The organism is Shimia sagamensis, from assembly GCF_900182745.1.
GTDB lineage: Bacteria > Pseudomonadota > Alphaproteobacteria > Rhodobacterales > Rhodobacteraceae > Shimia > Shimia sagamensis.
The window spans coordinates 297,569-320,324 of the sequence record NZ_FXTY01000004.1 but is presented as its reverse complement, the minus strand read 5'-3'; the positions used below and the strand labels follow the sequence as shown (position 1 = coordinate 320,324).

The following is a 22,756-nucleotide window of genomic DNA, read 5'->3' as shown; positions in this document are numbered from 1 at the left end:
ACCCCGACGAACGTGCAGCTTTAGCGCATCTCTTGTGCCGGAGTTACGCCCAGAATACCAAGACCTGCGGAAATAACAACGGCCACGGCGCGTGCGAGTGCAATTTTCGCCTGTGATGTATCTGCGTCACCCTCTTGCACAAAACGCAGAGAGGTATCCTCATTGCCTTTGTAGTAAAGCGCATGCAGCTCTCCGGCGAGTTCATAGAGGTAAAAGGCAATCCGGTGCGGCTCGTTGGTGCGCCCCGCAATTTCCACCAAACGTGGCCATTCGGCCAATTTTCTGGCCACAGCTATCTCCGCTGCATGATCCAGTTTGGACAGATCGGCAGCCGCCAAAGTTGCGTCATCCGCGGTAATACCCGCGGACTCAGCGTTGCGGATCACCGAACACACCCGTGCATGGGCATACTGAACATAGAACACCGGATTGTCTTTGGACTGCTCCAGAACCTTGTCAAAATCAAAGTCCAGTGGCGCGTCGTTTTTGCGGGTCAGCATCACAAAGCGGGTCACATCTGGCCCCACCTGATCCACCACATCGCGCAGGGTCACAAAGGTCCCTGCCCGTTTGGACATTTTGAATGGCTCACCGTTTTTGAACAGCTTCACCAGTTGGGTCAGCTTGATGTCCAATGGAACCTTGCCATCGGACAGTGCCGAAACAGCCGCCTTCATGCGCTTGACGTAACCGCCGTGGTCCGCTCCAAAGACATCGATCAGCATATCAAATCCGCGATCCACCTTATCGTAGTGATAAGCAATGTCTGGGGCAAAATAGGTCCACGCCCCGTCGGATTTCTTCACCGGACGATCCACATCGTCCCCATGCTCGGTCGACTTGAACAAAGTCTGCTCACGTGGTTCCCAGTCTTCCGGTTTCTTGCCTTTTGGTGGCTCCAAAACGCCTTCGTAGATCAGGCCCTTGTTATCCAGTTCCGCAATGGCAGCCTCGATCCGGCCAGTGCCATAGAGCGACTTTTCGGAATAGAACTTGTCCATCACCACGCCCAGCGCCTTCAGGTCAGCCCGGATCAACTCCATCATCGCATCGGTTGCGAAGAGACGGACATCCTGTAGCCAGACATCTTCAGGCTGGTCGATGTAGGCTGTGCCGACTTTTTCCTTAAGCGCCTTGCCGGTCTCGATCAGATAGTCACCGGGATAAGTGCCGTCTGGGAAAGCAACCTCTTGGCCATGCGCCTCAAGATAGCGCAGGTAAACAGACCGCGCCAACACGTCAACCTGCCCGCCACCATCGTTGATGTAATACTCCCGCGTCACGTCAAAGCCGACAAAGTCCAACAGCGACGCCAGCGCATCCCCAAACACTGCCCCACGGGTGTGGCCCACATGCAAAGGGCCTGTTGGGTTGGCAGAGACGTATTCGACGTTGACCTTTTTGCTTTCGCCCATGGTCGAACGGCCAAAGTTCTGACCGCCATCCAGAGCGGCTTTCACAACACCTTGCCACAACACCGGCGCCAAACGCAGGTTCAAGAACCCCGGACCAGCTACCTCGGCAACTTCAACACGCGCGTCTTCGGCCAGCTTTGCCGCCAGCACCTCGGCTATATCGCGTGGCTTCATCTTGGAAGGCTTGGCCAACACCATCGCAGCGTTGGTTGCCATGTCGCCATGCAACGCGTCGCGCGGGGGCTCTACCGCCACGTTTTTGAAGTCCAGTCCTTCAGGCAGCTTGCCTTCGGCTTGCATCGCAGTCAGCGCGTCGATCACGGCAACGCGGATCTCGGAAAACAGGTTCATCAGACCGTCCTATCAATGTGTCTTTGGTCTTTTCGGATTTGGCGTGGTTTATCACCCCAATCCGTCACGTCAACGTCACTTGCCCAGAAGCTGCTCATGTTGTTGCAGCGCATAGCGGTCCGTCATGCCGGAAATATAGTCCGATACCATGCGGGCCACCGCTGTTTCATTGTCACACTTTGCCAAATCCGCATGCCAACGTGTCGGCAACAAAGTTGGCTCAGACAAAAACAACGGAAATAGCTCCTGCACCACAACTGTCACTTCTTTGCGCATCTTCACCACGCTTGGCGCACGATACATGCGTGTGAACAGAAAACTACGGATCTCTTTGAGGTCCGCCCACAGCGCGGTGGAAAATTGCACCACAGGTCGTCCGCAGGCGCGCAGCTCTTCCACAGACTGCGCATCCACCTCGGCCAAGGCTGCGCGAGAGGTGTCAATCACATCACTCACCATCACGCCAAACACACGCCTCAAAGCTTCGTGGCGCCGTCGGATGGCCTCCAAGCCTGGGTATTTCTGATCCACCGCGGCAAAGGCCCCTCCTACGATGGGCAAGGCACAAATCTCTTCCTCAGAGAACAGCCCAGCACGGAGCCCGTCATGCAAATCATGATTGTTATAGGCCACATCATCCGCCAAAGCCGCCACCTGCGCCTCTGCACTCGCGTGAGTGTGCAACTCCAGATCATGCAGCGCATTGTAGTCCGCCAATGCATAAGGCAAATCGCCAGTCACTGGTCCATTGTGCTTGGCAATGCCTTCCAAGGTCTCCCAGGTCAGGTTCAACCCGTCAAAATCCGCGTAGTGCCGCTCCAGCGAGGTCACAATCCGCACCGCCTGTGCGTTGTGGTCAAAGCCCCCGTATGGTGCCATCAGCTCATGCAGTGCGTCTTCACCGGTATGCCCAAAGGGCGTGTGCCCCAGATCATGCGCCAGCGCGATCGCTTCGGTGATTTCCTGATTAAGCCCCAGCGCCCCGGCAATGGTCCGCGCCACCTGCGCCACCTCAATCGAATGTGTCAAACGGGTGCGAAAGTAATCACCTTCATGCTCCACAAAAACCTGTGTTTTGTGCTTGAGCCGCCGAAACGCGCTCGCATGAATGATCCGGTCCCGGTCCCGCTGAAAACACGACCGGAAGCTGCTCTCCTCCTCCGGAAAACGCCGTCCCTTGGCGCGCGCCGGATCTGAGGCATAGGGCGCCTGCATAAGCGTGGTCCTTGTAGCCTGTCCTTGGCCCTTCTATATTGGAGTTTATGCCCGCTAGGAACCGGGCAAATCGCGCGAATAGGACAAAATATCATGCAGTTGCCGCCCAAAGTGACCCAAAGAGCCTTCGAACGTCTCGCTGAAATTGGCGCTGCCGAACAAGGCCAGGCCCTGCGCGTGGCTGTAGAAGGCGGCGGATGCTCTGGCTTTCAGTATGAAATCAAACTCGATGCCCAAACAGACGACGACCTTGTACTGGAGGGCGCAGGCGAAAAAGTCTTGGTGGACAGTGTGTCCCTGCCCTTTTTGACAGATGCCGTGATCGACTTCACCGAAGAGCTGATTGGCGCACGGTTTGTGATCAACAACCCCAACGCCACAAGCTCCTGCGGCTGCGGAACCAGTTTTTCCATGTAAAGTCAGCCCGCTACGGCCTGCACCTTGCCCGTGGCTGGCACCATGTCAGCCACAAGCACCAACCCGCTCAACACGACCAAAGCGCCACCCAGCACCACCGCGCCAGAGATGGCCTCGCCAAACACCGCGGCACCAACAATCAACGCCCACACAAACTGAATGTTCATCAAGGGCGTCGCCACATAGGCTGGCAGCAGGGTCAACGCGACCATGCACAGCCAACGCGCCAAAAACATCACGCCACCGTAGAGACATGCCCACAGCAAATCTGAGACCGGCATGGGCACCGCCACAAAAGGCAAAATCGCCACCATCACCAAGCCCGCTGTGAGGTTTGGCCAAAACACCTGCGCCAGACACCCGCCTTCACGTTGTGTCATCCACCGCGCCAACACCATTGAAAATGCCGAAGTCACGCAGCCCACAAAAGCAGCAGCGTGCCCGCCGCCCAAAACACGTCCACCGTCGACAAAAAGACACGCCACACCAAAGCTGCCAACGGTCAATGCCACCCAAGCGGTCGCCCGCACCGGCTCATGCAGGACCGGCCCCGACAAAACCGCCACCCCAAGTGGGATCATGCCAATGAACAGGAACATTTCCGCCAAGGGCAAAAGCCGAAAGCCATGATAAAATCCAAAGGCCCCCAACAACCCAAGTCCGCAGCGTAAAACCATGAAACCTGAATACCGTGTTCGCAAGTGCGCGCTCACACGCAAGATGTTCCCATGCGCCTTCACGCTGACGGACATCATGCTCAGCGTCACCACAACCAAACAAGACACACCAAATAGCTGAGCCGCAGGGTAGCTCTGCGCGATCACCTTGATCAGCACATCCGCTCCCGTGATTACCAAAGAATAGGCGAGTACCACCACGCCGCCAACGACGCGCACTGAAGCAACAGACACATGACCCTCAACACACCAAAACACGAAAATTGTCGAAAGTACTCCTCACAGCCTGCCACAAGTTTCCAATTTCTCAAAATCGCTGAGGTCGCGCCGCTTCCACCGTGTAACATTCCGCCTTGCTGTTCCCTGCTATGGCTGGATAGATACCCCTATCCAGCGAACAGGAGCGCCCCATGAAAATCGCCACATTCAACATCAACGGCATCAAAGCGCGCATCGAAACCCTGCCCCGCTGGCTGGATGAGGCGCAGCCCGACGTCGCGCTCTTGCAAGAAATCAAGTCTGTGGACGAAGCTTTCCCGCGCGAAGTCTTTGAGGACCGCGGCTATCAGGTCGAAACCCACGGTATGAAAAGCTTCAACGGCGTGGCGATCCTGTCCAAGCTCCCGCTCGAAGATGTAACCCGAGGCCTGCCCGGTGATGATACCGACGAACAGGCCCGCTACATTGAGGCCACCGTCATGGGCGACACCCCCGTACGGGTCTGCGGCCTTTACCTGCCCAACGGCAATCCAACCCCGGGTCCGAAGTACGACTACAAACTGGCCTGGATGGAGCGTCTGTATACCCGGGCCCAAGAACTTATGGCCACTGAAGAACCCTTCCTAATGGCAGGCGACTACAACATCATCCCGCAGGACGAAGACGCGGCCAAACCCGAAGACTGGCAAGAAGACGCGCTGGCCCGTCCTGAAAGCCGTGCCGCCTACCGCCGCCTGCTCAACCTCGGCTTCACGGAAGCCTTCCGTGCCCGCAATCAAATGCCTGGTATGTATTCCTTCTGGGACTATCAAGCCGGCGCCTGGAATCGTAACAACGGCATCCGCATCGACCACTTCCTGCTCAGCCCGCAATGCGCAGACCTTCTACAAGACTGTCAGATCGACAAGGAAGAGCGCGGACGCTCTAAACCATCGGATCACGTCCCCGTTTGGATTGATCTCGCCGCCTAAGCGCCGTCCCAATCCACATCCGCGGCCTCTTCGATAGACAGCCGCCCGTTTGGCCAAGGCACCATTAATGGCGCAACCTCTTCCGGCGTGCCAGTGAGCCATAAATCAATCGCGTCTTTCTCAAGCAGAACCCCCATCCGATGATGGATTGGCTTCACGTCGCCATTGGGCTCACAAGTCACCGTCGCAACTTGGTAGACTTCCCGCCCTCCGGGCGCAATCCACAGATCCGTGATCGCCGAAAACACCAGTGGCTCCGCGCCCGTTATCCGCCAAGCTGTCTTCTTGCGCTTCTCACCGGTCCACTCATACCACCCATCTACAATCACCACAGCCCGCCCAACGCCATCAAACGCGGACTTGTCGAACACTGTCTCGGACCGCGCATTGACAATGGTCTCCATCACCGGCCGCCCCCGGGCGTTCACACGACCAACCGGAATGATGCCCCAGCGCATACGCGTGAAGCCATCCGCAGTCAGGCACACAATCTCCTGTCCCGGAGCAATGTTCCGGCGTAGCGGTTCATCAGAAACCCCAACAGTCTCACGGCCAGCCCACTGGCCGATTTCCGTCACAGGGGTTTCCAAAAACAGCCGCCCCGGCATAAATCACTCCTTTGCGGCACTCTCCGCCAAGCTTTGCACATGTGAGCCAAGAACCGGCACAATCCGCGCCACACCCTGCACATTTGGATGAATGCCATCCGCCTGCATCAGCGCACGCAACTCGTCAGCTGGCAAATCCCGAATGGCCTCAAAGAAATCCGGCGCCAGCGCCACATCATACTGCGCCGCCAACGCGCCATACATCCCATCAAACGCTTGCTTATAGTCCGCGCCAAAATTCATCGGTGCTTGGACACCTATCAGCAGCACATCCACATTCGCCATCTGACCGGCCTCAATAATCCCTGCCAAGTTGCCCTTACTCACCGCAGGATCAATCCCACGCAAAGCGTCATTGCCCCCCAGCGACACAATCATTGCGTCCACTTCCGGCCCCAAGGTCCAGCCAACCCGTGACAAGCCCCCCTGCGTGGTGTCCCCAGACACCCCCGCGTTCTGCACAATCACGTCCAGCCCCTGCGCCCGAAGCCAGCTTTCAAGCTGCGGCACAAAACCCTCTCCCTGTGGCACACCATAGCCATGCGTGAGACTGTCCCCCAGCGCCGCAATCACCACTGGCTCCGCAAAAACCTGCCAAGCCGTTACCGGAACAACTAAAATGCCGAAGGTCAGCGCCTTGCCCACGCGCTTGGACGCCCCATATAGGGTGGAAACATTCATCAACAGGCGGCCTCTTTCATGTCATCCATTCTCTCCCTTAAAGATGCGGTTTTGGCGCTGGATAGCAATGCCGGACGCATAGAAATCTTGCATGGCATCTCGTTGGACGTGCAGGCGGGAGAGACTTTGGCGCTTGTTGGCCCCTCTGGCTCCGGAAAGTCCTCGCTACTGATGCTGATGGGCGGCCTGGAACGCGCCACTTCTGGAACCATCACTGCACTCGGCTATGATCTGTCTGCAATGGATGAAGACGCTCTGGCACGATTTCGCCGTGAAAACATGGGAGTGGTCTTCCAAAATTTCCACCTAATCCCGACTATGACAGCGCTGGAAAATGTCGCCACCCCGCTGGAACTGGCAGGCCGCAAAGATGCGCTTGACCGAGCCAAAGCGGAACTCGAAGCCGTCGGCCTCGCCCACCGGGCTGATCACTACCCATCGCAAATGTCAGGTGGCGAACAACAGCGCGTGGCATTGGCCCGGGCCTGCGCACCCTCGCCACGTCTCCTGCTGGCTGATGAACCCACCGGCAATCTAGACCAATCCACGGGCAAGACCATCATGGACCTGCTGTTTGATCTGCACGCCAAGCGCGACACCACGCTGGTTCTGGTCACCCATTCCAATACGCTTGCAGAACGCTGTGAACGCATTGTGCGTCTGCGTGACGGCCGTATTGACGCAGCTTTGACCGCGGTCGAGGCCACTGCATGAGCCTCGCCGCCGCAACGCGCATCGCCCGCCGTGAGATCCGCGGAGGTCTGCGCGGTTTTGCCGTCTTCCTCGCCTGCCTGATCCTGGGCGTAGCCACCATTGCCGCCATTGGCTCCGTCCGCAGCGCCATTAAAACCGGCCTCGCTGCCGAAGGTGCGACGCTTCTGGGCGGTGACGCCGAAATGAGCTTCACCTACCGCCGCGCCACCGACGAAGAGCTGGCGTGGATAGTAGAAAACGCGGAAGCCACGTCCGAAATCATCGACTTCCGCTCCATGGTGGTGGTTCCACGCGCTGACGATACCGAACGCGCGCTCGCACAGGTCAAATCCGTCGATGATGCTTATCCGCTTGTTGGCACCGTCGACATCTCACCGGACATCCCATGGCAAGACGCGCTGGCTGGCTCAGACACCCTCCCCGGCGCAGTCCTGCATGGCCTCCTCGCAGACCGCTTGTCTCTCGACATCGGCGACACCTTCCAACTCGGCACCCAAGAATTCATCCTCACCGCGCGCTTGGATCGCGAACCTGACACCGCTGGCGGCTTCAACTTCGCCCCCCGCGCCTTTGTCCGCACCGAAGACCTCGCCAACAGCGGCCTGCTCGCCGCCGGCACGCTCTTCACCAGCCACTACCGCCTAGACCTGCCACCAAACCCGAACCTAGCCACCCTAGAGGCCGACGCACGCGCCAAATTCGAAAGCACCGGCCTACGCTGGCGCGACAGCCGCAACGGTGCCCCAGGCATCACCCGTTTTGTGGAACGCTTTGGTGCTTTCCTGATCCTCGTCGGGCTCGCAGGGCTTGCCGTGGGCGGCGTGGGCATCTCCACCGCCATCCGCGCTTACCTGTCGCGTAAAACCGAGACCATCGCCACACTGCGCAGCCTTGGCGCTGAGCGCCGTGTGATCTTCCTCAGCTACTTCCTGCAAATCGGCTTTGTTTCTCTTGTTGGTATCGCTCTTGGTCTTGCCCTAGGCGCGCTCCTCTCGATCCTGTTGGGCCCGCTGATCGAGTCGGTCTTGCCGTTCCCCGCGAACTTCAGTCTCTATCCGATCCCCCTGATCGAGGCCGCCCTCTATGGCGCCCTCGCTGCTGCAATTTTTACCCTTTGGCCCCTAGCCCGCGTCGAAAACGTCCGCCCAAGTGCTCTCTTCCGCGACCAACTGGGGGAAAACCGCCATTTGCCCGCCGCGCGCTACATCTTTGTGGTCGGTCTGCTGATCGCGCTCCTTTTGGGTCTTGCCAGTTGGCTTTCTGGCTCCCCCCGACTGACGCTCTGGTTTGCTGGCGGCGTGATAATCGCCATGATCGCGCTTACCTTTGCCGCCACCGGCCTGCGCGCACTTCTGCGCCGCCTCGCCACCCGCATGCGGCTGCGCCCTGAACTCCGTTGGGCCATGCAATCCCTTGGCCGCGCCGGTGACGCCACCACACCTGTGGTGCTCTCCCTTGGCCTTGGTCTCAGCGTGCTTGCCACTGTCGGTCAAGTCGACGGCAACCTGCGCAACGCCATTGCCCGCGATCTGCCAGACGTGGCCCCGTCGTTTTTCTTTGTGGACATCCAGCGCGACCAAATGCCGGAACTACAAGCCGATTGGGACGCCACACCCACCATCCACAACGTCGAAACCGCCCCCATGCTGCGCGGCGTGGTCACCCGCATCAATGACCAACCCGCCAAAGAGGTTGCAGGCGACCATTGGGTCATTCGCGGCGACCGCGGCGTGACCTACGCCGGTGCCATGCCAGAGGACACCAAGCTGACCGCTGGCACATGGTGGGATCCGGACCATACAGGCAAACCTCAGATCAGCTTTGCCGAAGAGGAAGCCCTTGAGATGGGCCTCAATCTCGGCGACAGTCTGACCATCAATATTCTGGGCCGCGACATCACCGGCACTGTCACCAGCTTCCGCGAGGTGGATTTCTCCTCCGCGGGCATGGGCTTTGTGATTATGATGAACGAAGCCGCGCTGGCTGGCGCGCCACACAGCTTCATCGCCACGGTCTATGCAGATGCGGACAGCGAAGCCACCTTGCTCAAAGACGTGTCCGAGCAATACCCCAACGTGACCGCCATCCACGTACGGGACGCCGCAGAGCAAGTCTCAAGCCTTGTTGCGCAACTGGCCAATGCCACCACCTACGGTGCCTCAACCATTCTGCTCACCGGCCTCTTGGTGATCTTTGGCGCCGCTGCAGCGGGCCAAGCCGCCCGCACCTATGAGGCTGCCATCCTCAAGACCCTCGGCGCCACCCGCGCGCATGTGCTGCGCAGCTTTGCATGGCGCGCGGCCCTGCTTGGGGCCGCCGCAGGCACCGTGGCACTGGCCGTTGGCCTCACCGGCGGCTGGGCCGTGATGACCTTTGTGATGGAAAGCGATTTCTATGTGATCTGGCCCAATGCCCTGTTGATCTTGTCCGCAGGCATTTTGGCCAATCTGTTGGCCGGCATGATGTTTGCCCTGCCCTCGCTCGCCAATCGCCCCGCACAAATCCTGCGCGCCCGCGATTAAGCCAAAACAGAAAAAGCCGGGCGACAAACCCGGCTTTCTCATTCTTCAAATACCCCGGAGGTGAGCTTGCCTTGGCAAACGAGGGGGCTGGCCCCCTCACCCAATCCGGCAGATTTTACTCCGCCGCGTCGGCGTAGTCATCCATTGGCGGACAGATGCAGACCAAGTTGCGATCGCCCCACGCGTTGTCTACACGGTTCACTGGTGGCCAATACTTGTCCACACGGAACGCACCGGGAGGGAAGCAACCCTGCTCGCGGGTGTAGGGACGATCCCAATCTTTCACGAGGTCTTCCATCGTGTGCGGAGCGTGTTTCAGCGGGTTGTTCTCCGCATCAATCCGGCCTTCCTCGATGTCGCGAATTTCCTCACGAATGGAAAGCATCGCATCACAGAAGCGATCTAACTCCGCCTTGTTCTCAGACTCGGTTGGCTCCACCATCAAGGTGCCGGCCACAGGCCAGCTCATGGTTGGCGCATGGAAACCGCTGTCCACCAAACGCTTGGCAATGTCATCCACGGTCACACCGGCGCTGTCGGCAAACGGACGCGTGTCGATGATGCACTCATGAGCCACACGACCGGTTGGGCCTTTGTACAAGATATCAAAAGCCCCTTCGAGCCGCTTGGCTATATAGTTGCCATTCAGGATCGCTACACGGGTTGCTTGTGTCAGACCTTCGCCTCCCATCAGCAACACATAGGCCCAGCTGATTGGCAGGATTGACGGCGAGCCAAACGGCGCAGCTGAGACTGGCCCTTCCTGTCCACCGGTTTCCGGATGGCCCGGAAGGTGCTGCGTCAGATGCGCTTTCACACCAATGGGGCCCATGCCGGGACCACCGCCGCCATGTGGAATGCAGAAGGTCTTGTGCAAGTTCAGGTGGCTCACGTCTCCGCCAAGATCGCCCGGACGGGACAGGCCCACCATCGCGTTCAGGTTGGCACCATCAATATAGACCTGCCCCCCGAACTCGTGGGTGATGCCACAGATTTCGTGCACCGTATCCTCAAACACACCATGCGTGGAAGGATAGGTGATCATACAAGCTGCGAGGTTTTCGGCGTGCTTCTCAGCTTTGGCGCGGAAGTCCTCCACGTCAATATCGCCGTTCTCCGCGGTTTTCACAGCAACCACTTTCCAGCCCACCATCTGCGCAGACGCCGGGTTGGTGCCATGCGCACTCATCGGGATCAGACACACATTGCGATGGCCTTCGCCTTGCGAGCGATGATAAGCCGCGATGGTCAACAGACCGGCATATTCACCTTGCGCGCCAGAGTTGGATTGCATCGAAATCGCATCATATCCGGTGATCTGGCACAGTTTGTCGCTCAGGTCGTCGATCATATGCGTATAGCCTGCAACCTGATCTTTTGGCGCGAACGGATGCATGTTGGAAAACTCTTCCCAGCTTACCGGCATCATTTCCACGGCGGCGTTCAGCTTCATGGTACAGGAACCTAGTGGGATCATCGCACGGTCGAGCGCCAAATCGCGATCCGCCAGACGACGCATATAGCGCATCATCTCGGTTTCCGCCCGGTTCATGTGGAAAATCGGGTGGTCTAGATAGCTGGTCTCACGCAGCAGTTTCTCCGGCAGGCGGTACTCCGGGGTATAGTCCTCGTCTTCTTGCACAATGCCAAAGGCACGCCAGACCGCTTCGATGGTCTGCGAACGTGCTGTTTCATCCAGCGAAATGCCAACCTTGGTCTTGCCAACCTTGCGCAGGTTGATGCCTTCCTGAACCGCGTGCTGCAGCACACCACGCTGCAACAGACCAACATCCACAGTGATGGTGTCAAAGAACACGCCCGGCTCCACAGTGAAGCCTGCATCTTCAAGACCTTTGGCCAAACGTGCGGTCTTGCGGTGAATGCGCTGCGCAATGGCTTGCAACCCTTCTGGCCCGTGGAAAACAGCGTACATAGACGCCATTACCGCCAGCAGCGCCTGCGCAGTACAGACGTTGGAGTTGGCTTTTTCACGACGGATGTGCTGCTCGCGGGTCTGCAGAGACAGACGGTAAGCGCGGTTGCCCTGCGCATCAATTGACACACCAATGATCCGGCCCGGCATAGACCGCTTGTAAGCGTCTTTACAGCTCATATAGGCCGCGTGAGGACCACCGTAGCCAACAGGCACACCAAAGCGCTGGGTGCTGCCCACGGCAATGTCCGCGCCCATCGCACCTGGCTCTTTTAGTAAGGTCAGTGCCAGCGGATCTGCCACCACAACACCAATCGCTTTGTTGGCGTGAAGCGCTTCAATCTCAGCGGTAAAATCGCGCACATGACCATGGGTGCCAGGGTATTGGAAGATCGCGCCAAAGACTTTGTCGGCCTCAAGATCATCCGGATTTCCGACAATCACTTCAATGCCCAGCGGCGCCGCGCGGGTTTGCATCACGCCAATGTTCTGTGGGTGACAGTTTTCATCCACAAAGAAGGCTTTGACTTTGGTCTTGGACACACGCTGCGCCATGGTCATGGCTTCGGCACAGGCCGTGGATTCATCCAACAGAGAGGCGTTTGCCACCTCCAAACCCGTCAGATCGCTGACCATGGTCTGGTAGTTCAACAGCGCCTCAAGACGGCCCTGCGAAATCTCTGGCTGATACGGCGTATAGGCTGTGTACCAAGCCGGGTTTTCCAGAATGTTACGCTGGATCGCTGGCGGCGTCACGGTGCCATAATACCCCTGCCCGATAAGGCTGGTTAGCACGTCATTCTTTTCAGCAACTTCCCGCATGTGGCGCAGCACTTCGCGCTCAGACATCGGACGGCCAAATTCCAGCGGCGCTTTCTGACGGATGCTTTCAGGCATGGTGTCCTCGACCAAAGCGTCAAGGCTGTCAGCGCCAATCACCTCAAGCATCTTACCCATCTCATCGGGAGACGGGCCGATGTGACGGCGGTTGGCAAAATCATAGGGAAGATAGTCGGTGGGTTTGAAGGTCATCTTCATCTCCTCAACAATCCGCGGCAACAGGTGCGGCGAAGAAAAAGTCAGATTGCGGTCCAGCCAGGAAAGCTGATCCTATCATGTTTTTGAAGATCATAGGGGGAGCGGACCCCTGTAGAGCCCGCTCGCGCAGCTGCGCTTACCCAATGAAGTCTTTATAGGCGGTTTCATCCATGTAGTCGTCCATCTGGGATAAATCAGATGGCTTGATCTTAAAGAACCATGCGCCCTCCATAGGATCATCGTTGACCTTGCCCGGTTCATCGACCAATGGCGCGTTCACTTCAACAATCTCGCCGTCCAATGGTGCCAGAACGTCAGACGCCGCCTTCACAGATTCAATCACGCAGACTTCTTCGTCTTTTGTGACCTCGGTGCCCGCTTCCGGCAGCTCGATAAACACAACGTCGCCCAATTGCTCGCTGGCGTGATCTGTGATGCCTACCACCACCAAATCGCCTTCAACCCGCAGCCATTCGTGCTCTTCGGTAAATTTCATTGTTTGCTCTCCTGTTGCTCAACGTTTGAAATTGGCGGGTACCAGCGGCATCTTTGCCACTGTCACGGGCATGCGCTTGCCCCGAACCTCACCAAAAATCTCTGTTCCGACAACGGCTTGTGCCGTGCCAACATATCCCATAGCCACCGGACCTTCATAGGTCGGACCAAAGCCACCCGAGGTTACTTCGCCAATTGGCTCACCACCTTCAGCCGCCGCAAACAACTGTGTGCCGGCTCGCATCGGTGCGCGGCCTTGTGGGGCCAAACCCACACGCTTGCGCGCCACGCCTTCTGCCAGATCGCCAAAGATACGATCGGCACCTGGGAACCCACCTGCGCGGTCGCCATCTGCACGGCGCACTTTCTGGATTGCCCAGGTCAGGGCCGCTTCAATCGGGGACGTATCGGTGCCGATGTCATTGCCATACAGGCACAGGCCACCCTCAAGGCGCAGGCTGTCGCGCGCACCAAGGCCAATGCCTTCAACCTCATCCATCTCCAGCAGCTTGCGGCAAATGCCAGCGGCATCCGCTTCCGGAATGGAGATTTCATAGCCATCTTCACCGGTGTAACCAGAGCGGCTGACCCAACAGGTCACGCCATCCAGCTCAACCTCGGTGAAATCCATAAACGCCATATCGACAACAGCTGGGTTCAACCGTGCCAAGGCAGTCTCCGCCGCTGGCCCCTGCAAAGCCACCAGTGCGCGACCGGTGATTTCTTCCACCGTCACATCTGGCGTCAATGCCGCAACCATGCGCGCAATGTCAGCTTCCTTGCAGGCCGCATTCACAACCACAAACAGATGATCGCCACGGTTGGCAAACATCAGATCGTCTTCGATCCCGCCTGCGTCATTGGTGAAAAAACCATAGCGTTGGCGCCCGGCGCCAAGCCCAACCACATCCTGCGGCACCAGCGCTTCAAACGCCTTGGCGGCCGCCTCATAGCTTTCGGCGCGCAAGGCAACTTGCCCCATGTGACTGACGTCAAACAAACCAGCTGCCGCACGACAGTGCAGGTGTTCTTTCATAACGCCAAGCGGGTATTGCACAGGCATATCATAGCCCGCAAAACCAACCATTTTGGCGCCAAGCTCAATATGCAGATCATAAAGCGGTGTGCGCTTCAACTCTCCCATAGACTTCGCCCTTCTCCTTCCGGGCGTGTCCATGTTCTGGAGGTCACATCCGGCATCCCATTTTCGCGCAGTTCGTCCGCGCGTGCGATGCCCCCTCTGTCCGATTGCCTGAGATCGTTATCCCTTCGGCGGGTGTCCTGACGAACACCACTCTCCAGAGTGTGTTTCCTAAGGTGGTCGGTCCCTGTGGCCTGAGAGTTTCCGGGGCGGTTGCTCCTTCGGCACTGGATCGTCCAGTTCTCCCGATTCACCTTGGTGTGCACCGTAGTATGCAGAACAAACTCTGACAAGCCTCTATGTTGCACCGGGTTATTGCGCGATAAGAGTTGCTTATCACGCTGTAATTCGCCCCCGAGGAACCAATGGCAAACAACACAGGGCCAAGTTGATCTGCAATGCCAACATAGGGCTGCTGCGCATCTTCAGCCAAACTTATGACCAGACCGTTTTCCCAGAAAGCTCCAATAGAGCAGCTGCCTTGGCTTCCGCTGCTCCTCCCTTTAGGAAGATGCCACCACAATTGGAACACAACCGATGCTTGCACTTGCCCTAATACTCTTTGTTGGCCCTTTTATCGGCGGTCTTTTGTCCTTTGGGGCCGGCGTTCAGCTTTGGCGAGGGCGGAAAGCTGAGGGACCAATAGTGGTTCTGCTGACAACTCTTTTGGCATGCCTGGCTCTTTGGGAATTACGCTACGATCTGGGCTTCAACCTGCCGGATCTCACATTCCTGCCTTCTGGGGCAGACCTCGAACGAACCCTGGTCATTCTGGCAGCGGCGCTTCTTGCAACGTTGTTTGTTGGCGCACTGCGATGGCCCTCTCGATTTAAGGGACGTTGGATGGCCTATGTCGCAATAGCTTTCTGGGCGGTAGTGATCGCAGCTGGGTTTGTTCTCGCAGGCATCGACTTCCGTCACTAATCCGGCTTTGTATAAGCTTCAGCCAACGGCCGCCCCACAGGGCTCAGGTGCCAGAATACCCAACAACGCCGTGTTGTCACAGACCAGTGAGTCCAGTGTCACCCTATCCAACCGTGCATAAAACGCCTCCGCGGCCTCCTGCAACGCAACTTTCAGACGACAGGCTTCCACCAGAGGGCAGGAATTGTCCACATCGGCAAAACACTCCGCCAACGGCACCGATGCTTCCATGGCGCGAAAAATCTCGCCAATTTCAATGTCTTTCGGCTCGCGCGCTAACTCCAACCCACCGTTGCGTCCGCGCTGCGTGCTCAACACACCCATTAGCGCCAGCTGGTGAATAACCTGCGCCAGATGGTTTTCTGACGCATTACACACCCCGGCAATCTCATGCTTGGTCACCAAGCGGCCACGATGCGCTGTGCAAAACATTAGCACACGTATGGCGATATTCGTCCGTTTGGTAATCCGCATGGTCTTCCTCTCAGTCCGTCCCAACGGTCAGATGGGTGGCGAGGTTGTGCCAGAGCAGGCCGCGCATAGCATTGACATGGATCAACACCCGTGTAGGGAGGAGGCATGACCGCCTCATATTTCTTTGGCTATGGCAGCCTCGTAAACCACAGCACGCATTCTTATGAGAATGCGTACCCGGCCCGCCTAAACGGCTGGCGGCGCGAATGGTGTCATACCAGTTTGCGCCCCATCGCCTTCTTAACAGCGGCACCAGACAAGTCTTGCGCTATTGACGGCCTCATAGCCCATGTTCCCGGCGATGATTGGGGCGCATTGGATGCCCGCGAATTTGCGTATACCCGCGTGCTCAGCACAGCCAACGTCACCCACCCAGTCATCGATCCCATCGAGATTGCGGTTTACACCACACGTCATGACATTGGTGTATCCGCCGACACACGCCTTCCGATCTTGCTCAGCTATCTGGACGTCGTTGTGCAAGGGTATTTGCAACAATTCGGCGAACAAGGCGTGGCGGATTTCTTCGCCACTACAACAGGTTGGGATGCTCCAATCCTGCATGACCGTGCGAATCCGCAATACCCACGCCACCGCGTGCTCAGCAAAGCGGAAACGGCGCTCGTGGATCAACACCTCGCCGCTTTGGGCGCAAAATTCATTAGCTAAAGGTCCGCCCCAATGCCCTCTTTGAACTGGCACGACGACCACGCAGAGGACGGCAAACAGGCCAACCGCAGGCTTTTAAAGCAGCTCGATCACTGGATTGCGGCTAACGACAAAGCGGCGCTGCTTGAGGCCCTCCAGGGCTGGCCCGCAGCTGACACAATGGCCGCGCTCACCCACTTGCGCCCTGCCCGCGCCCGCGTGATGTTTGACTGGATCCCAGATGCTCTTGGCCTCAAGGTCATGGCCGAACTTGACCCAGATTTGCGTTCGGTTCTGTTCTCGGAAACAGCGCTCACCACTTTCTCCAACATCATCGCCATGATGGACGTGGATGAGGCCGTCGACACGCTTCTCGAGCTGCCCCGCAGCTTTGCCGCACAACTGGTTTCTGCCCACCCTGAGGCCGAGACAATCGCCGCTGTGCTGCAAGCCCGTGACGACAGCGCCGCCACTGTCATGCGCCTTGGCGTCTTGATGGCTCCTGCAGACTGGACAGTTGCACAACTGACCCAAGACATCCGCGCCCGCAGCCAAAACCTTGGCAAAATTGACATGATGTTTGTCGTGGACACCGCCCGCAAACCGCTTGGCTTCTTACGTTTCCGCGAAGTGCTTGCCGCCTCCGACGAGGTGATCCTGAGTGACATCCTGCACCCGGAACTGCTCTTGGTTAGCGCCGACTGGGACCGCGAAGACGTGTTGTCCATGGCCCGCGCCAAAAACCTGCACGCGATTGGAGTGATCGACAGCACCGACAAACTGGTTGGTGGCCTCTCCCCGCGTGAACTCGGCGAAATTGTCCGCGAAGAGGCAGAAGAAGACATGCTGCGCATGGGTTCCGTCTCCCCCGCCACCACGCAGTTTGACAGCCCGTTCACCATCCTGCGCCGCCGCCTGCCTTGGCTGCTCGGCGGCCTTGGAGGCGCGGGCTTTGCCGCTGGCGTGATTGGTTCCTTTGAAGATGCATTGGCGCAAGCCGCCGTGCTCGCCAGCTTTATTCCCGTGGTCATGGCCACCGCCGGCAATGCCGGTATTCAGGCCTCCACGGTCTCCGTACAGTCCCTCACCTCCGGTGTGAACTGGCGCGGAGACTTTGGCGGACGCATCTTGCGCGAGCTTTCTGGTGCCATGCTCAACGGACTCTCCATCGGCAGCATCACCGCGCTTATGGTCCTGTTGGTCAGCCAATTTATCCCGCTGCACGCGCCAGTCTATCTGGCCCTGACAGCACTCTGCGCCCTCACCCTTGTAACCACCATCGCAGGCACAATTGGTGCGGTTATTCCGTTTGTTTTAAAATCTTTACGACTCGATCCTGCCGTCGCAACCGGTATCTTCATCACCACCACAAATGACGTGTTTGGCGTGCTGATCTTCTTCCTCGTTGCCTCTGCGCTCTACCTCTAACGGACACATCTCTCCGCGGAACAGGTCAACAACAAAGTCGTTCTTAGACCCACCTCATCGCGCCGCCGTCAGTTCCAGGCAACGCCGAAAGGACAATCGATATCTAATATGTAAGGCTTACATTCTGCATCAGTTCGTCACGCAGATCTTGGCCCCTTCTTCTGGAACCCCACATGAGCACCAACAAAACCGCCCCCTCAGACGTCTCCCCGCAGGATTTCCTGCAAACAGTGAAGCCCGCCCGCCGCCAATCTGACGCGTTGGCCTTACTCGATCTTTTTCAACGCGTCTCCGGCTATCCTCCTGTCATGTGGGGCCCGTCGATCATTGGCTTTGGCCAATACCACTACCGCTACAACAGCGGCCGCGAAGGAGACTTCCTCGCCACAGGTTTCAGCCCCCGCAAAGCCAACCTCGTGCTCTACATCATGCCCGGCTATCAGGACTACAGCGCCATCCTCGCCCGCGTTGGCAAACACAAACTTGGGAAATCTTGTCTCTACATCAACAAGCTGGATGACATCGACCTCACCGTGCTCGAGGAGTTGATCCAAACCGGCCTTGCCGATCTGAACGCCAAATGGCCGGTTCACGCAGGCTAACTGCCGCTTTTCTGGACAAATCACCCAAGGTGTGGAATGGGAACACGCAACAGGAGATTCCCATGACGACCACCCGTTTTGCCCCTTCGCCCACTGGCTACATCCACGTCGGCAACCTGCGCACCGCGCTGATGAACCATCTGATCGCTCGCAAAGCTGGCGGCACCTTTGTGCTGCGCATTGACGACACCGATCCAGAGCGCAGCAAACAGGAATATGTCGACGCCATTCAACAGGATCTCGAATGGCTTGGCCTGACTTGGGACCGCATCGAAACCCAGTCCTCCCGTCTGGACCGTTATGAAGACGCCGCGCAAAAACTGCGCGACATGGGCCGGTTCTACGAGTGTTTTGAAACGCCAGTCGAGCTTGATCTGAAGCGTAAGAAGCAGCTCAACATGGGCAAACCACCGGTCTATGACCGCGCGGCGCTGAACCTGTCGGACGACGAAAAAGCCAAACTGCGCGAAGAGCGCGGCAACGGCCACTGGCGTTTCAAGCTCGATCACGAACGTATCGAATGGACCGACGGCATCTTGGGCAACCGCTCAATTGACGCTGCCTCTGTGTCCGATCCGGTCTTGATCCGCGCCGACGGCCAGTTCCTCTACACGCTGGCTTCGGTGTGTGACGACATCGACTACGGCATCACCGACGTTGTGCGCGGTTCTGACCACGTCACTAACACCGCCACGCAAATCCAGATCATCGAAGCTCTGGGCGGCGCGGTGCCAAACTTCGCGCACCACTCCCTGCTGACCGGCCCACAGGGCGAAGCGCTCTCCAAACGCCTCGGCACCCTGGCCTTGCGTGACCTGCGCGAAGCGGGCGTGCAGCCGATGGCCCTCCTGAGCCTGATGGCCCGTCTGGGCAGCTCCGACCCAATGGAGCTGCGCGCCAACCTCGAAGAGATCGCGGACGGTTTTGACATCACCAAATTTGGCGCAGCACCCACCAAGTTTGACGTGCAAGACCTCTACCCGCTTACCGCCAAAGTGCTGCACGAAAAGCCACTGGAAGAGGTGGCAGACGCCATCGCCGCCGTGGGTGTGCCTGCCGATAAAGCCGAGCGGTTCTGGAACGTGACCCGCGACAACATCACCACGCTCAACGATCTGGGCAAATGGTGGGACCTCTACACCAATGGCGCAGAGCCAGAGATCGACGACGAGGACAAAGAGTTCATCGCCGAAGCCATGAAGCTCCTGCCCGAAGCCCCTTTTGACGACGACACATGGTCCACCTGGACCACCGCCGTGAAAGAGGCCACCGGCCGCAAAGGCCGCGGTCTGTTTATGCCCCTGCGCAAAGCCCTCACAGGTCAGAAAAACGGCCCGGACATGGCTTCTCTGATGCCGCTGCTGCAGGTCATCAAAGCGCGCGGCTAAGTCGCTTAAAAGAAAACGGCGCGTTCCAAAATAGGGACGCGCCGAAATTTTTGGGTCACGATAAAATGGCGTTTTGAGAACAGATGTCGGCTTTGCGGACTTGCTGGCGTTGGTCGGCTCAGCCGCGACGGTATCTGTCGGCTCCAACCTGACATTTACTTGTGTCGCTTTCGCCCATAAAAAACCCACGATCTGAGTTCGGGGAGTGGAGCCATGAAATTGAAACCGTCGCTTGTGGGCCTTGCGGTGCTTTTGATTAGCGTTCTCTTTGTCTTTGAGTTTAAGTCTAGCGATCGTTTCTCTTGGCCGAAATCCGCGCATAACAGAATTGAGAAGATGGCTTCGATGATTCAATCAATCGAGGGGCCTGCAAGATGGTGTACTCCGTCCAGAAACCCTCTGAATCTTCTTAACAGTAATGACAATTTGAAATCCCAACTCAACGAATGCATTGCGATAATTTCACCAGCTAGCGAATTTGAAGAAGTCTACCCCAGAGACTACATGAGACGCTTTTATAGGGCGCAAGTAGAGGGAAAATTCTGCGAAGTAACTCTATCAACCGTCTGGAACAATGACAGAGTTGTGGGGTCAGACTGCTACTATGGACTGTTTGATAAACGAGAAGACACAGGAGTTGGCCTAACGGCAGATCCATTCGGTTGATCGACATTCGCAATGGCCGGATCATCCGTCACAATGGCCTCAATCCGGCCTTTCGCTGTTGGACAGGGAGAGGGCGATTTTTGAAGCCCTACCTCCAAAGCCGACTCCTCAATCGCCCTTCACAGCAGCCGTAACAATCACCTCAACTTTCAGCACATCCCGCGCCAGTTTGGCTTCGCCGCAGGCCCGTGCAGGTGCATGGCCTTCCGGCACCCAGTCATCCCAAACCGCATTCATCTCGGCAAAATCCGCCATATCAGACAGCCACACGATGGCCTGCAAGATATGTTCACGATCCGACCCCGCCTCTTCCAGCAATGCATCCACGCGAGACAGGCAATCGCGTGTCTGCTCCGCAACCGTGTCACCCGCGCCAACTTGTCCGCACAGGTAGGCCACCTGATTGTGGATGACGATTTTGGACATCCGCGTGCCCGTGTGTTTGCGCTCAATCATGGTCTAGCCTCTGATAAATCTACGTTAGTTCTGTCGCTCAGCTCGGATCGCGGAACCGGTTTACAATCGGATAGCGCCGGTCCAGCCAAAACGCCTTCTTGCTCAACCGCGCACCGGGCGCGGACTGGAAGCGTTTGTACTCGCTGATATAGACCAGATGCTCCACGCGTTTGACCGTCTCCCGGTCATAGCCAGCGGCAACACAATCCGCGACGGATTTGTCCTCATCCACCAGCATGAACAGGATCGCATCCAGCACGTCATACGGCGGCAGGCTGTCCTCATCCTTCTGATCGGGGCGCAGCTCGGCGGAAGGCGGCTTGTCGATGATGTTCACCGGAATGACCTCGCCCTCAGGCCCGCTCATCCAATCCCGATGCACATTGTTGCGCCAGCGCGAGGTCTCAAACACGCGGGTTTTGTACATATCCTTGATCGGATTGTACCCGCCCGCCATGTCGCCATAAATCGTGGCATAGCCCACCGCGACTTCGGATTTGTTGCCCGTGGTCAGCAGCATCTCACCAAATTTGTTGGACAGCGCCATCAGCAGCAGCCCGCGCAGACGACTCTGAATGTTCTCTTCGGTCAGCCCCGGCTCCGTGCCCTCAAACAGCGGTGCCAGCGTGTTGGTGATCGCTGCGCGCCCCTCGGCAATTGGCACATAGTCATAATGCACACCCAACCGCTTCGCGATGTCCTCGGCATCGTCCAGAGACTCCTGCGACGTGTACTCAGACGGCAACATCACACAGCGCACATTCTCCGCGCCCAGCGCATCCACCGCAATGGTCGCCACCAGAGCACTATCAATGCCGCCAGACAGACCCAGCAACACTTTCTTAAAGCCGGTCTTACCCATGTAGTCGCGCAGCGCCTCAACACAAACGCGATAATCCTGCTCTTCCCCCGCCGGCAGCAACGCCTTTGGGCCGTCTTTGCACCGCCAGCCAGCAGCGGTGCGCTCAAACTCCACATGCGCGACCGCCTCGTCAAACACCGGCAATTGCGTCGCTAACTGCCCACCGGGGTTCAGCACAAAGGAGCCGCCATCAAACACCTGATCGTCCTGACCACCCACCATGTTGAGATACACCAGCGGCAGTTCGGTCTCGATCACCCGGGCAACCATGTGGTTCATGCGGCGATCAAACTTGTCGCGGTAGTAAGGCGAGCCATTGGGCACCACGAGGATCTCCGCACCGGTTTCTTCCATGGTCTCCGGCACATCCTCAAACCAGGCATCCTCACAAATCGGGCTGCCAACACGCACGCCGTTCACATCATACGGACCACCCATCGGCCCATGGGCAAACAGGCGTTCCTCGTCAAACACAGTGTAGTTCGGCAAATGGTGCTTTAGCTGCGTATGGGCAATCTTCCCACCCTTCAGGATGAAGTAAGCGTTGTACAACGCGCCGTCCTGCACCAGCGGACCACCCACGGCCACAACCGGCCCCTCAGCACAATCGACGGCCAGTTGTTCAATCTCTGCCAATGCTGCCGCCTGCAACGCCGACTTCAGGATCAAATCCTGCGCGTTGTAGCCAACAATGAACATTTCCGGGAACGCCACCATGTCGGACTGCGCCGCCTTGGCCTCAGCCCAGACCTCACGCACCTTATTGGCGTTGCCCGCCAGATCACCCATCACCGGATTGGCCTGCGCCAGTGTCAAACGGAATGTATCAGCCATCAATTTTCTTCCCGCACCGCGTTACTTGCGCAAAGATGTAGCAGACACAGCGCCAAGGAAAAGCGCAAACCACTGCC

General features: G+C 57.9%; 20 protein-coding genes and 2 riboswitches. Of the genes, 9 read left to right on the top strand and 11 right to left on the bottom strand.

All coding sequences use genetic code 11. The features are described 5' to 3' along the window. Positions 1–20: 20 nt before the first annotated feature. Positions 21–1,766, bottom strand: coding sequence for an arginine--tRNA ligase (argS, locus tag QOL67_RS12350; RefSeq protein WP_283426272.1), 1,746 nt, complete (start codon positions 1,764–1,766; stop codon positions 21–23). A gap of 75 nt (positions 1,767–1,841) precedes the next feature. Next, complete coding sequence (locus QOL67_RS12345) at positions 1,842–2,981, bottom strand: deoxyguanosinetriphosphate triphosphohydrolase (protein ID WP_283426271.1); 1,140 nt, start codon at positions 2,979–2,981, stop codon at positions 1,842–1,844. Positions 2,982–3,074: 93 nt separating this feature from the next. Between QOL67_RS12345 and QOL67_RS12340 the strand changes: the two genes are divergently transcribed. Further along, positions 3,075–3,398 (top strand): HesB/IscA family protein, encoded by a 324-nt coding sequence (locus QOL67_RS12340; protein ID WP_164646343.1) that lies wholly within the window; start codon positions 3,075–3,077, stop codon positions 3,396–3,398. A 2-nt stretch (positions 3,399–3,400) separates the two neighbouring features. Here QOL67_RS12340 and QOL67_RS12335 read toward each other — a convergent pair whose 3' ends face one another. Beyond that, entirely contained in the window at positions 3,401–4,309 is a 909-nt protein-coding gene (locus tag QOL67_RS12335; RefSeq protein WP_283426270.1) for a DMT family transporter, read from the bottom strand. Positions 4,310–4,485: 176 nt separating this feature from the next. Between QOL67_RS12335 and xth the strand changes: the two genes are divergently transcribed. Beyond that, the gene (gene xth / locus QOL67_RS12330) at positions 4,486–5,265 is read left to right on the top strand and encodes an exodeoxyribonuclease III (protein ID WP_283426269.1); all 780 of its coding nucleotides are present in this window, start codon (positions 4,486–4,488) and stop codon (positions 5,263–5,265) included. Here the strand turns inward: xth and QOL67_RS12325 are convergent. Both QOL67_RS12325 and QOL67_RS12320 read right to left on the bottom strand, forming a co-directional pair. Beyond that, complete coding sequence (locus tag QOL67_RS12325) at positions 5,262–5,873, bottom strand: SOS response-associated peptidase (protein ID WP_283426268.1); 612 nt, start codon at positions 5,871–5,873, stop codon at positions 5,262–5,264. The genes xth and QOL67_RS12325 overlap by 4 nt on opposite strands. A 3-nt stretch (positions 5,874–5,876) precedes the next feature. Continuing rightward, complete coding sequence (locus tag QOL67_RS12320; protein WP_283426267.1) at positions 5,877–6,554, bottom strand: arylesterase; 678 nt, start codon at positions 6,552–6,554, stop codon at positions 5,877–5,879. A gap of 18 nt (positions 6,555–6,572) precedes the next feature. Here QOL67_RS12320 and QOL67_RS12315 point away from each other — a divergent pair, with 18 nt between their 5' ends. Continuing rightward, positions 6,573–7,268 (top strand): ABC transporter ATP-binding protein, encoded by a 696-nt coding sequence (locus QOL67_RS12315; RefSeq protein WP_283426266.1) that lies wholly within the window; start codon positions 6,573–6,575, stop codon positions 7,266–7,268. After that, complete coding sequence (locus QOL67_RS12310) at positions 7,265–9,790, top strand: ABC transporter permease (RefSeq protein ID WP_283426265.1); 2,526 nt, start codon at positions 7,265–7,267, stop codon at positions 9,788–9,790. Before QOL67_RS12315 ends, QOL67_RS12310 begins: the two co-directional genes overlap by 4 nt. 115 nt (positions 9,791–9,905) lie before the next feature. Here QOL67_RS12310 and gcvP read toward each other — a convergent pair whose 3' ends face one another. The 3 genes from gcvP to gcvT form a co-directional block, all read right to left on the bottom strand. Beyond that, positions 9,906–12,755: an aminomethyl-transferring glycine dehydrogenase gene (gcvP, locus tag QOL67_RS12305; RefSeq protein WP_283426264.1), complete on the bottom strand. Its 2,850-nt coding sequence runs from the start codon at positions 12,753–12,755 to the stop codon at positions 9,906–9,908. Positions 12,756–12,897: 142 nt separating this feature from the next. Beyond that, positions 12,898–13,257, bottom strand: a complete 360-nt coding sequence (gene gcvH, locus QOL67_RS12300; RefSeq protein ID WP_283426263.1) for a glycine cleavage system protein GcvH — start codon at positions 13,255–13,257, stop codon at positions 12,898–12,900. 18 nt (positions 13,258–13,275) lie between these two features. Next, on the bottom strand, positions 13,276–14,400 hold the full coding sequence (gene gcvT, locus QOL67_RS12295) for a glycine cleavage system aminomethyltransferase GcvT (RefSeq protein ID WP_283426262.1): 1,125 nt from the start codon (positions 14,398–14,400) through the stop codon (positions 13,276–13,278). 86 nt (positions 14,401–14,486) lie between these two features. Then, positions 14,487–14,568: riboswitch (glycine riboswitch) on the bottom strand. Then, a riboswitch (glycine riboswitch) is annotated at positions 14,569–14,655 on the bottom strand. Between the two features lie 387 nt (positions 14,656–15,042). On the opposite strand from gcvT, the gene QOL67_RS12290 reads away from it, so the two are divergent. Next, positions 15,043–15,321 carry a hypothetical protein gene (locus QOL67_RS12290; RefSeq protein ID WP_283426261.1) on the top strand — a complete coding sequence of 93 codons (279 nt, stop codon included), beginning with the start codon at positions 15,043–15,045 and terminating at the stop codon, positions 15,319–15,321. Positions 15,322–15,339: 18 nt separating this feature from the next. Here QOL67_RS12290 and QOL67_RS12285 read toward each other — a convergent pair whose 3' ends face one another. Next, positions 15,340–15,795 carry an RrF2 family transcriptional regulator gene (locus QOL67_RS12285; RefSeq protein ID WP_283426260.1) on the bottom strand — a complete coding sequence of 152 codons (456 nt, stop codon included), beginning with the start codon at positions 15,793–15,795 and terminating at the stop codon, positions 15,340–15,342. 105 nt (positions 15,796–15,900) lie between these two features. Here QOL67_RS12285 and QOL67_RS12280 point away from each other — a divergent pair, with 105 nt between their 5' ends. From QOL67_RS12280 to gltX, 4 genes are all read left to right on the top strand, one after another. After that, positions 15,901–16,464 carry a gamma-glutamylcyclotransferase family protein gene (locus QOL67_RS12280; RefSeq protein ID WP_283426259.1) on the top strand — a complete coding sequence of 188 codons (564 nt, stop codon included), beginning with the start codon at positions 15,901–15,903 and terminating at the stop codon, positions 16,462–16,464. Positions 16,465–16,476: 12 nt separating this feature from the next. After that, entirely contained in the window at positions 16,477–17,871 is a 1,395-nt protein-coding gene (locus tag QOL67_RS12275; protein ID WP_283426258.1) for a magnesium transporter, read from the top strand. 173 nt (positions 17,872–18,044) lie between these two features. Further along, entirely contained in the window at positions 18,045–18,473 is a 429-nt protein-coding gene (locus tag QOL67_RS12270; protein WP_283426257.1) for a DUF1801 domain-containing protein, read from the top strand. A 62-nt stretch (positions 18,474–18,535) separates the two neighbouring features. Continuing rightward, a complete protein-coding gene (gene gltX / locus QOL67_RS12265) occupies positions 18,536–19,861 on the top strand; it encodes a glutamate--tRNA ligase (RefSeq protein ID WP_283426256.1) in 1,326 nt (441 codons plus the stop codon). 774 nt (positions 19,862–20,635) lie between these two features. Here the strand turns inward: gltX and QOL67_RS12260 are convergent. Continuing rightward, positions 20,636–20,983 carry a RidA family protein gene (locus tag QOL67_RS12260; protein WP_283426255.1) on the bottom strand — a complete coding sequence of 116 codons (348 nt, stop codon included), beginning with the start codon at positions 20,981–20,983 and terminating at the stop codon, positions 20,636–20,638. Between the two features lie 37 nt (positions 20,984–21,020). Then, positions 21,021–22,679, bottom strand: a complete 1,659-nt coding sequence (locus tag QOL67_RS12255; protein WP_283426254.1) for an NAD+ synthase — start codon at positions 22,677–22,679, stop codon at positions 21,021–21,023. Between the last annotated feature and the right edge of the window lie 77 nt (positions 22,680–22,756).

Excerpts from the sequence above, each read along its gene's own strand:
- argS (WP_283426272.1), bottom strand. The coding sequence starts at position 1,766 with ATGAACCTGTTTTCCGAGATCCGCGTTGCCGTGATCGACGCGCTGACT.
- QOL67_RS12345 (WP_283426271.1), bottom strand. The coding sequence starts at position 2,981 with ATGCAGGCGCCCTATGCCTCAGATCCGGCGCGCGCCAAGGGACGGCGT.
- QOL67_RS12340 (WP_164646343.1), top strand. The coding sequence starts at position 3,075 with ATGCAGTTGCCGCCCAAAGTGACCCAAAGAGCCTTCGAACGTCTCGCT.
- xth (WP_283426269.1), top strand. The coding sequence starts at position 4,486 with ATGAAAATCGCCACATTCAACATCAACGGCATCAAAGCGCGCATCGAA.
- QOL67_RS12325 (WP_283426268.1), bottom strand. The coding sequence starts at position 5,873 with ATGCCGGGGCGGCTGTTTTTGGAAACCCCTGTGACGGAAATCGGCCAG.
- QOL67_RS12320 (WP_283426267.1), bottom strand. The coding sequence starts at position 6,554 with ATGAATGTTTCCACCCTATATGGGGCGTCCAAGCGCGTGGGCAAGGCG.
- QOL67_RS12315 (WP_283426266.1), top strand. The coding sequence starts at position 6,573 with ATGTCATCCATTCTCTCCCTTAAAGATGCGGTTTTGGCGCTGGATAGC.
- QOL67_RS12310 (WP_283426265.1), top strand. The coding sequence starts at position 7,265 with ATGAGCCTCGCCGCCGCAACGCGCATCGCCCGCCGTGAGATCCGCGGA.
- gcvP (WP_283426264.1), bottom strand. The coding sequence starts at position 12,755 with ATGACCTTCAAACCCACCGACTATCTTCCCTATGATTTTGCCAACCGC.
- gcvH (WP_283426263.1), bottom strand. The coding sequence starts at position 13,257 with ATGAAATTTACCGAAGAGCACGAATGGCTGCGGGTTGAAGGCGATTTG.
- gcvT (WP_283426262.1), bottom strand. The coding sequence starts at position 14,400 with ATGGGAGAGTTGAAGCGCACACCGCTTTATGATCTGCATATTGAGCTT.
- QOL67_RS12285 (WP_283426260.1), bottom strand. The coding sequence starts at position 15,795 with ATGCGGATTACCAAACGGACGAATATCGCCATACGTGTGCTAATGTTT.
- QOL67_RS12280 (WP_283426259.1), top strand. The coding sequence starts at position 15,901 with ATGACCGCCTCATATTTCTTTGGCTATGGCAGCCTCGTAAACCACAGC.
- QOL67_RS12275 (WP_283426258.1), top strand. The coding sequence starts at position 16,477 with ATGCCCTCTTTGAACTGGCACGACGACCACGCAGAGGACGGCAAACAG.
- QOL67_RS12270 (WP_283426257.1), top strand. The coding sequence starts at position 18,045 with ATGAGCACCAACAAAACCGCCCCCTCAGACGTCTCCCCGCAGGATTTC.
- gltX (WP_283426256.1), top strand. The coding sequence starts at position 18,536 with ATGACGACCACCCGTTTTGCCCCTTCGCCCACTGGCTACATCCACGTC.
- QOL67_RS12260 (WP_283426255.1), bottom strand. The coding sequence starts at position 20,983 with ATGATTGAGCGCAAACACACGGGCACGCGGATGTCCAAAATCGTCATC.
- QOL67_RS12255 (WP_283426254.1), bottom strand. The coding sequence starts at position 22,679 with ATGGCTGATACATTCCGTTTGACACTGGCGCAGGCCAATCCGGTGATG.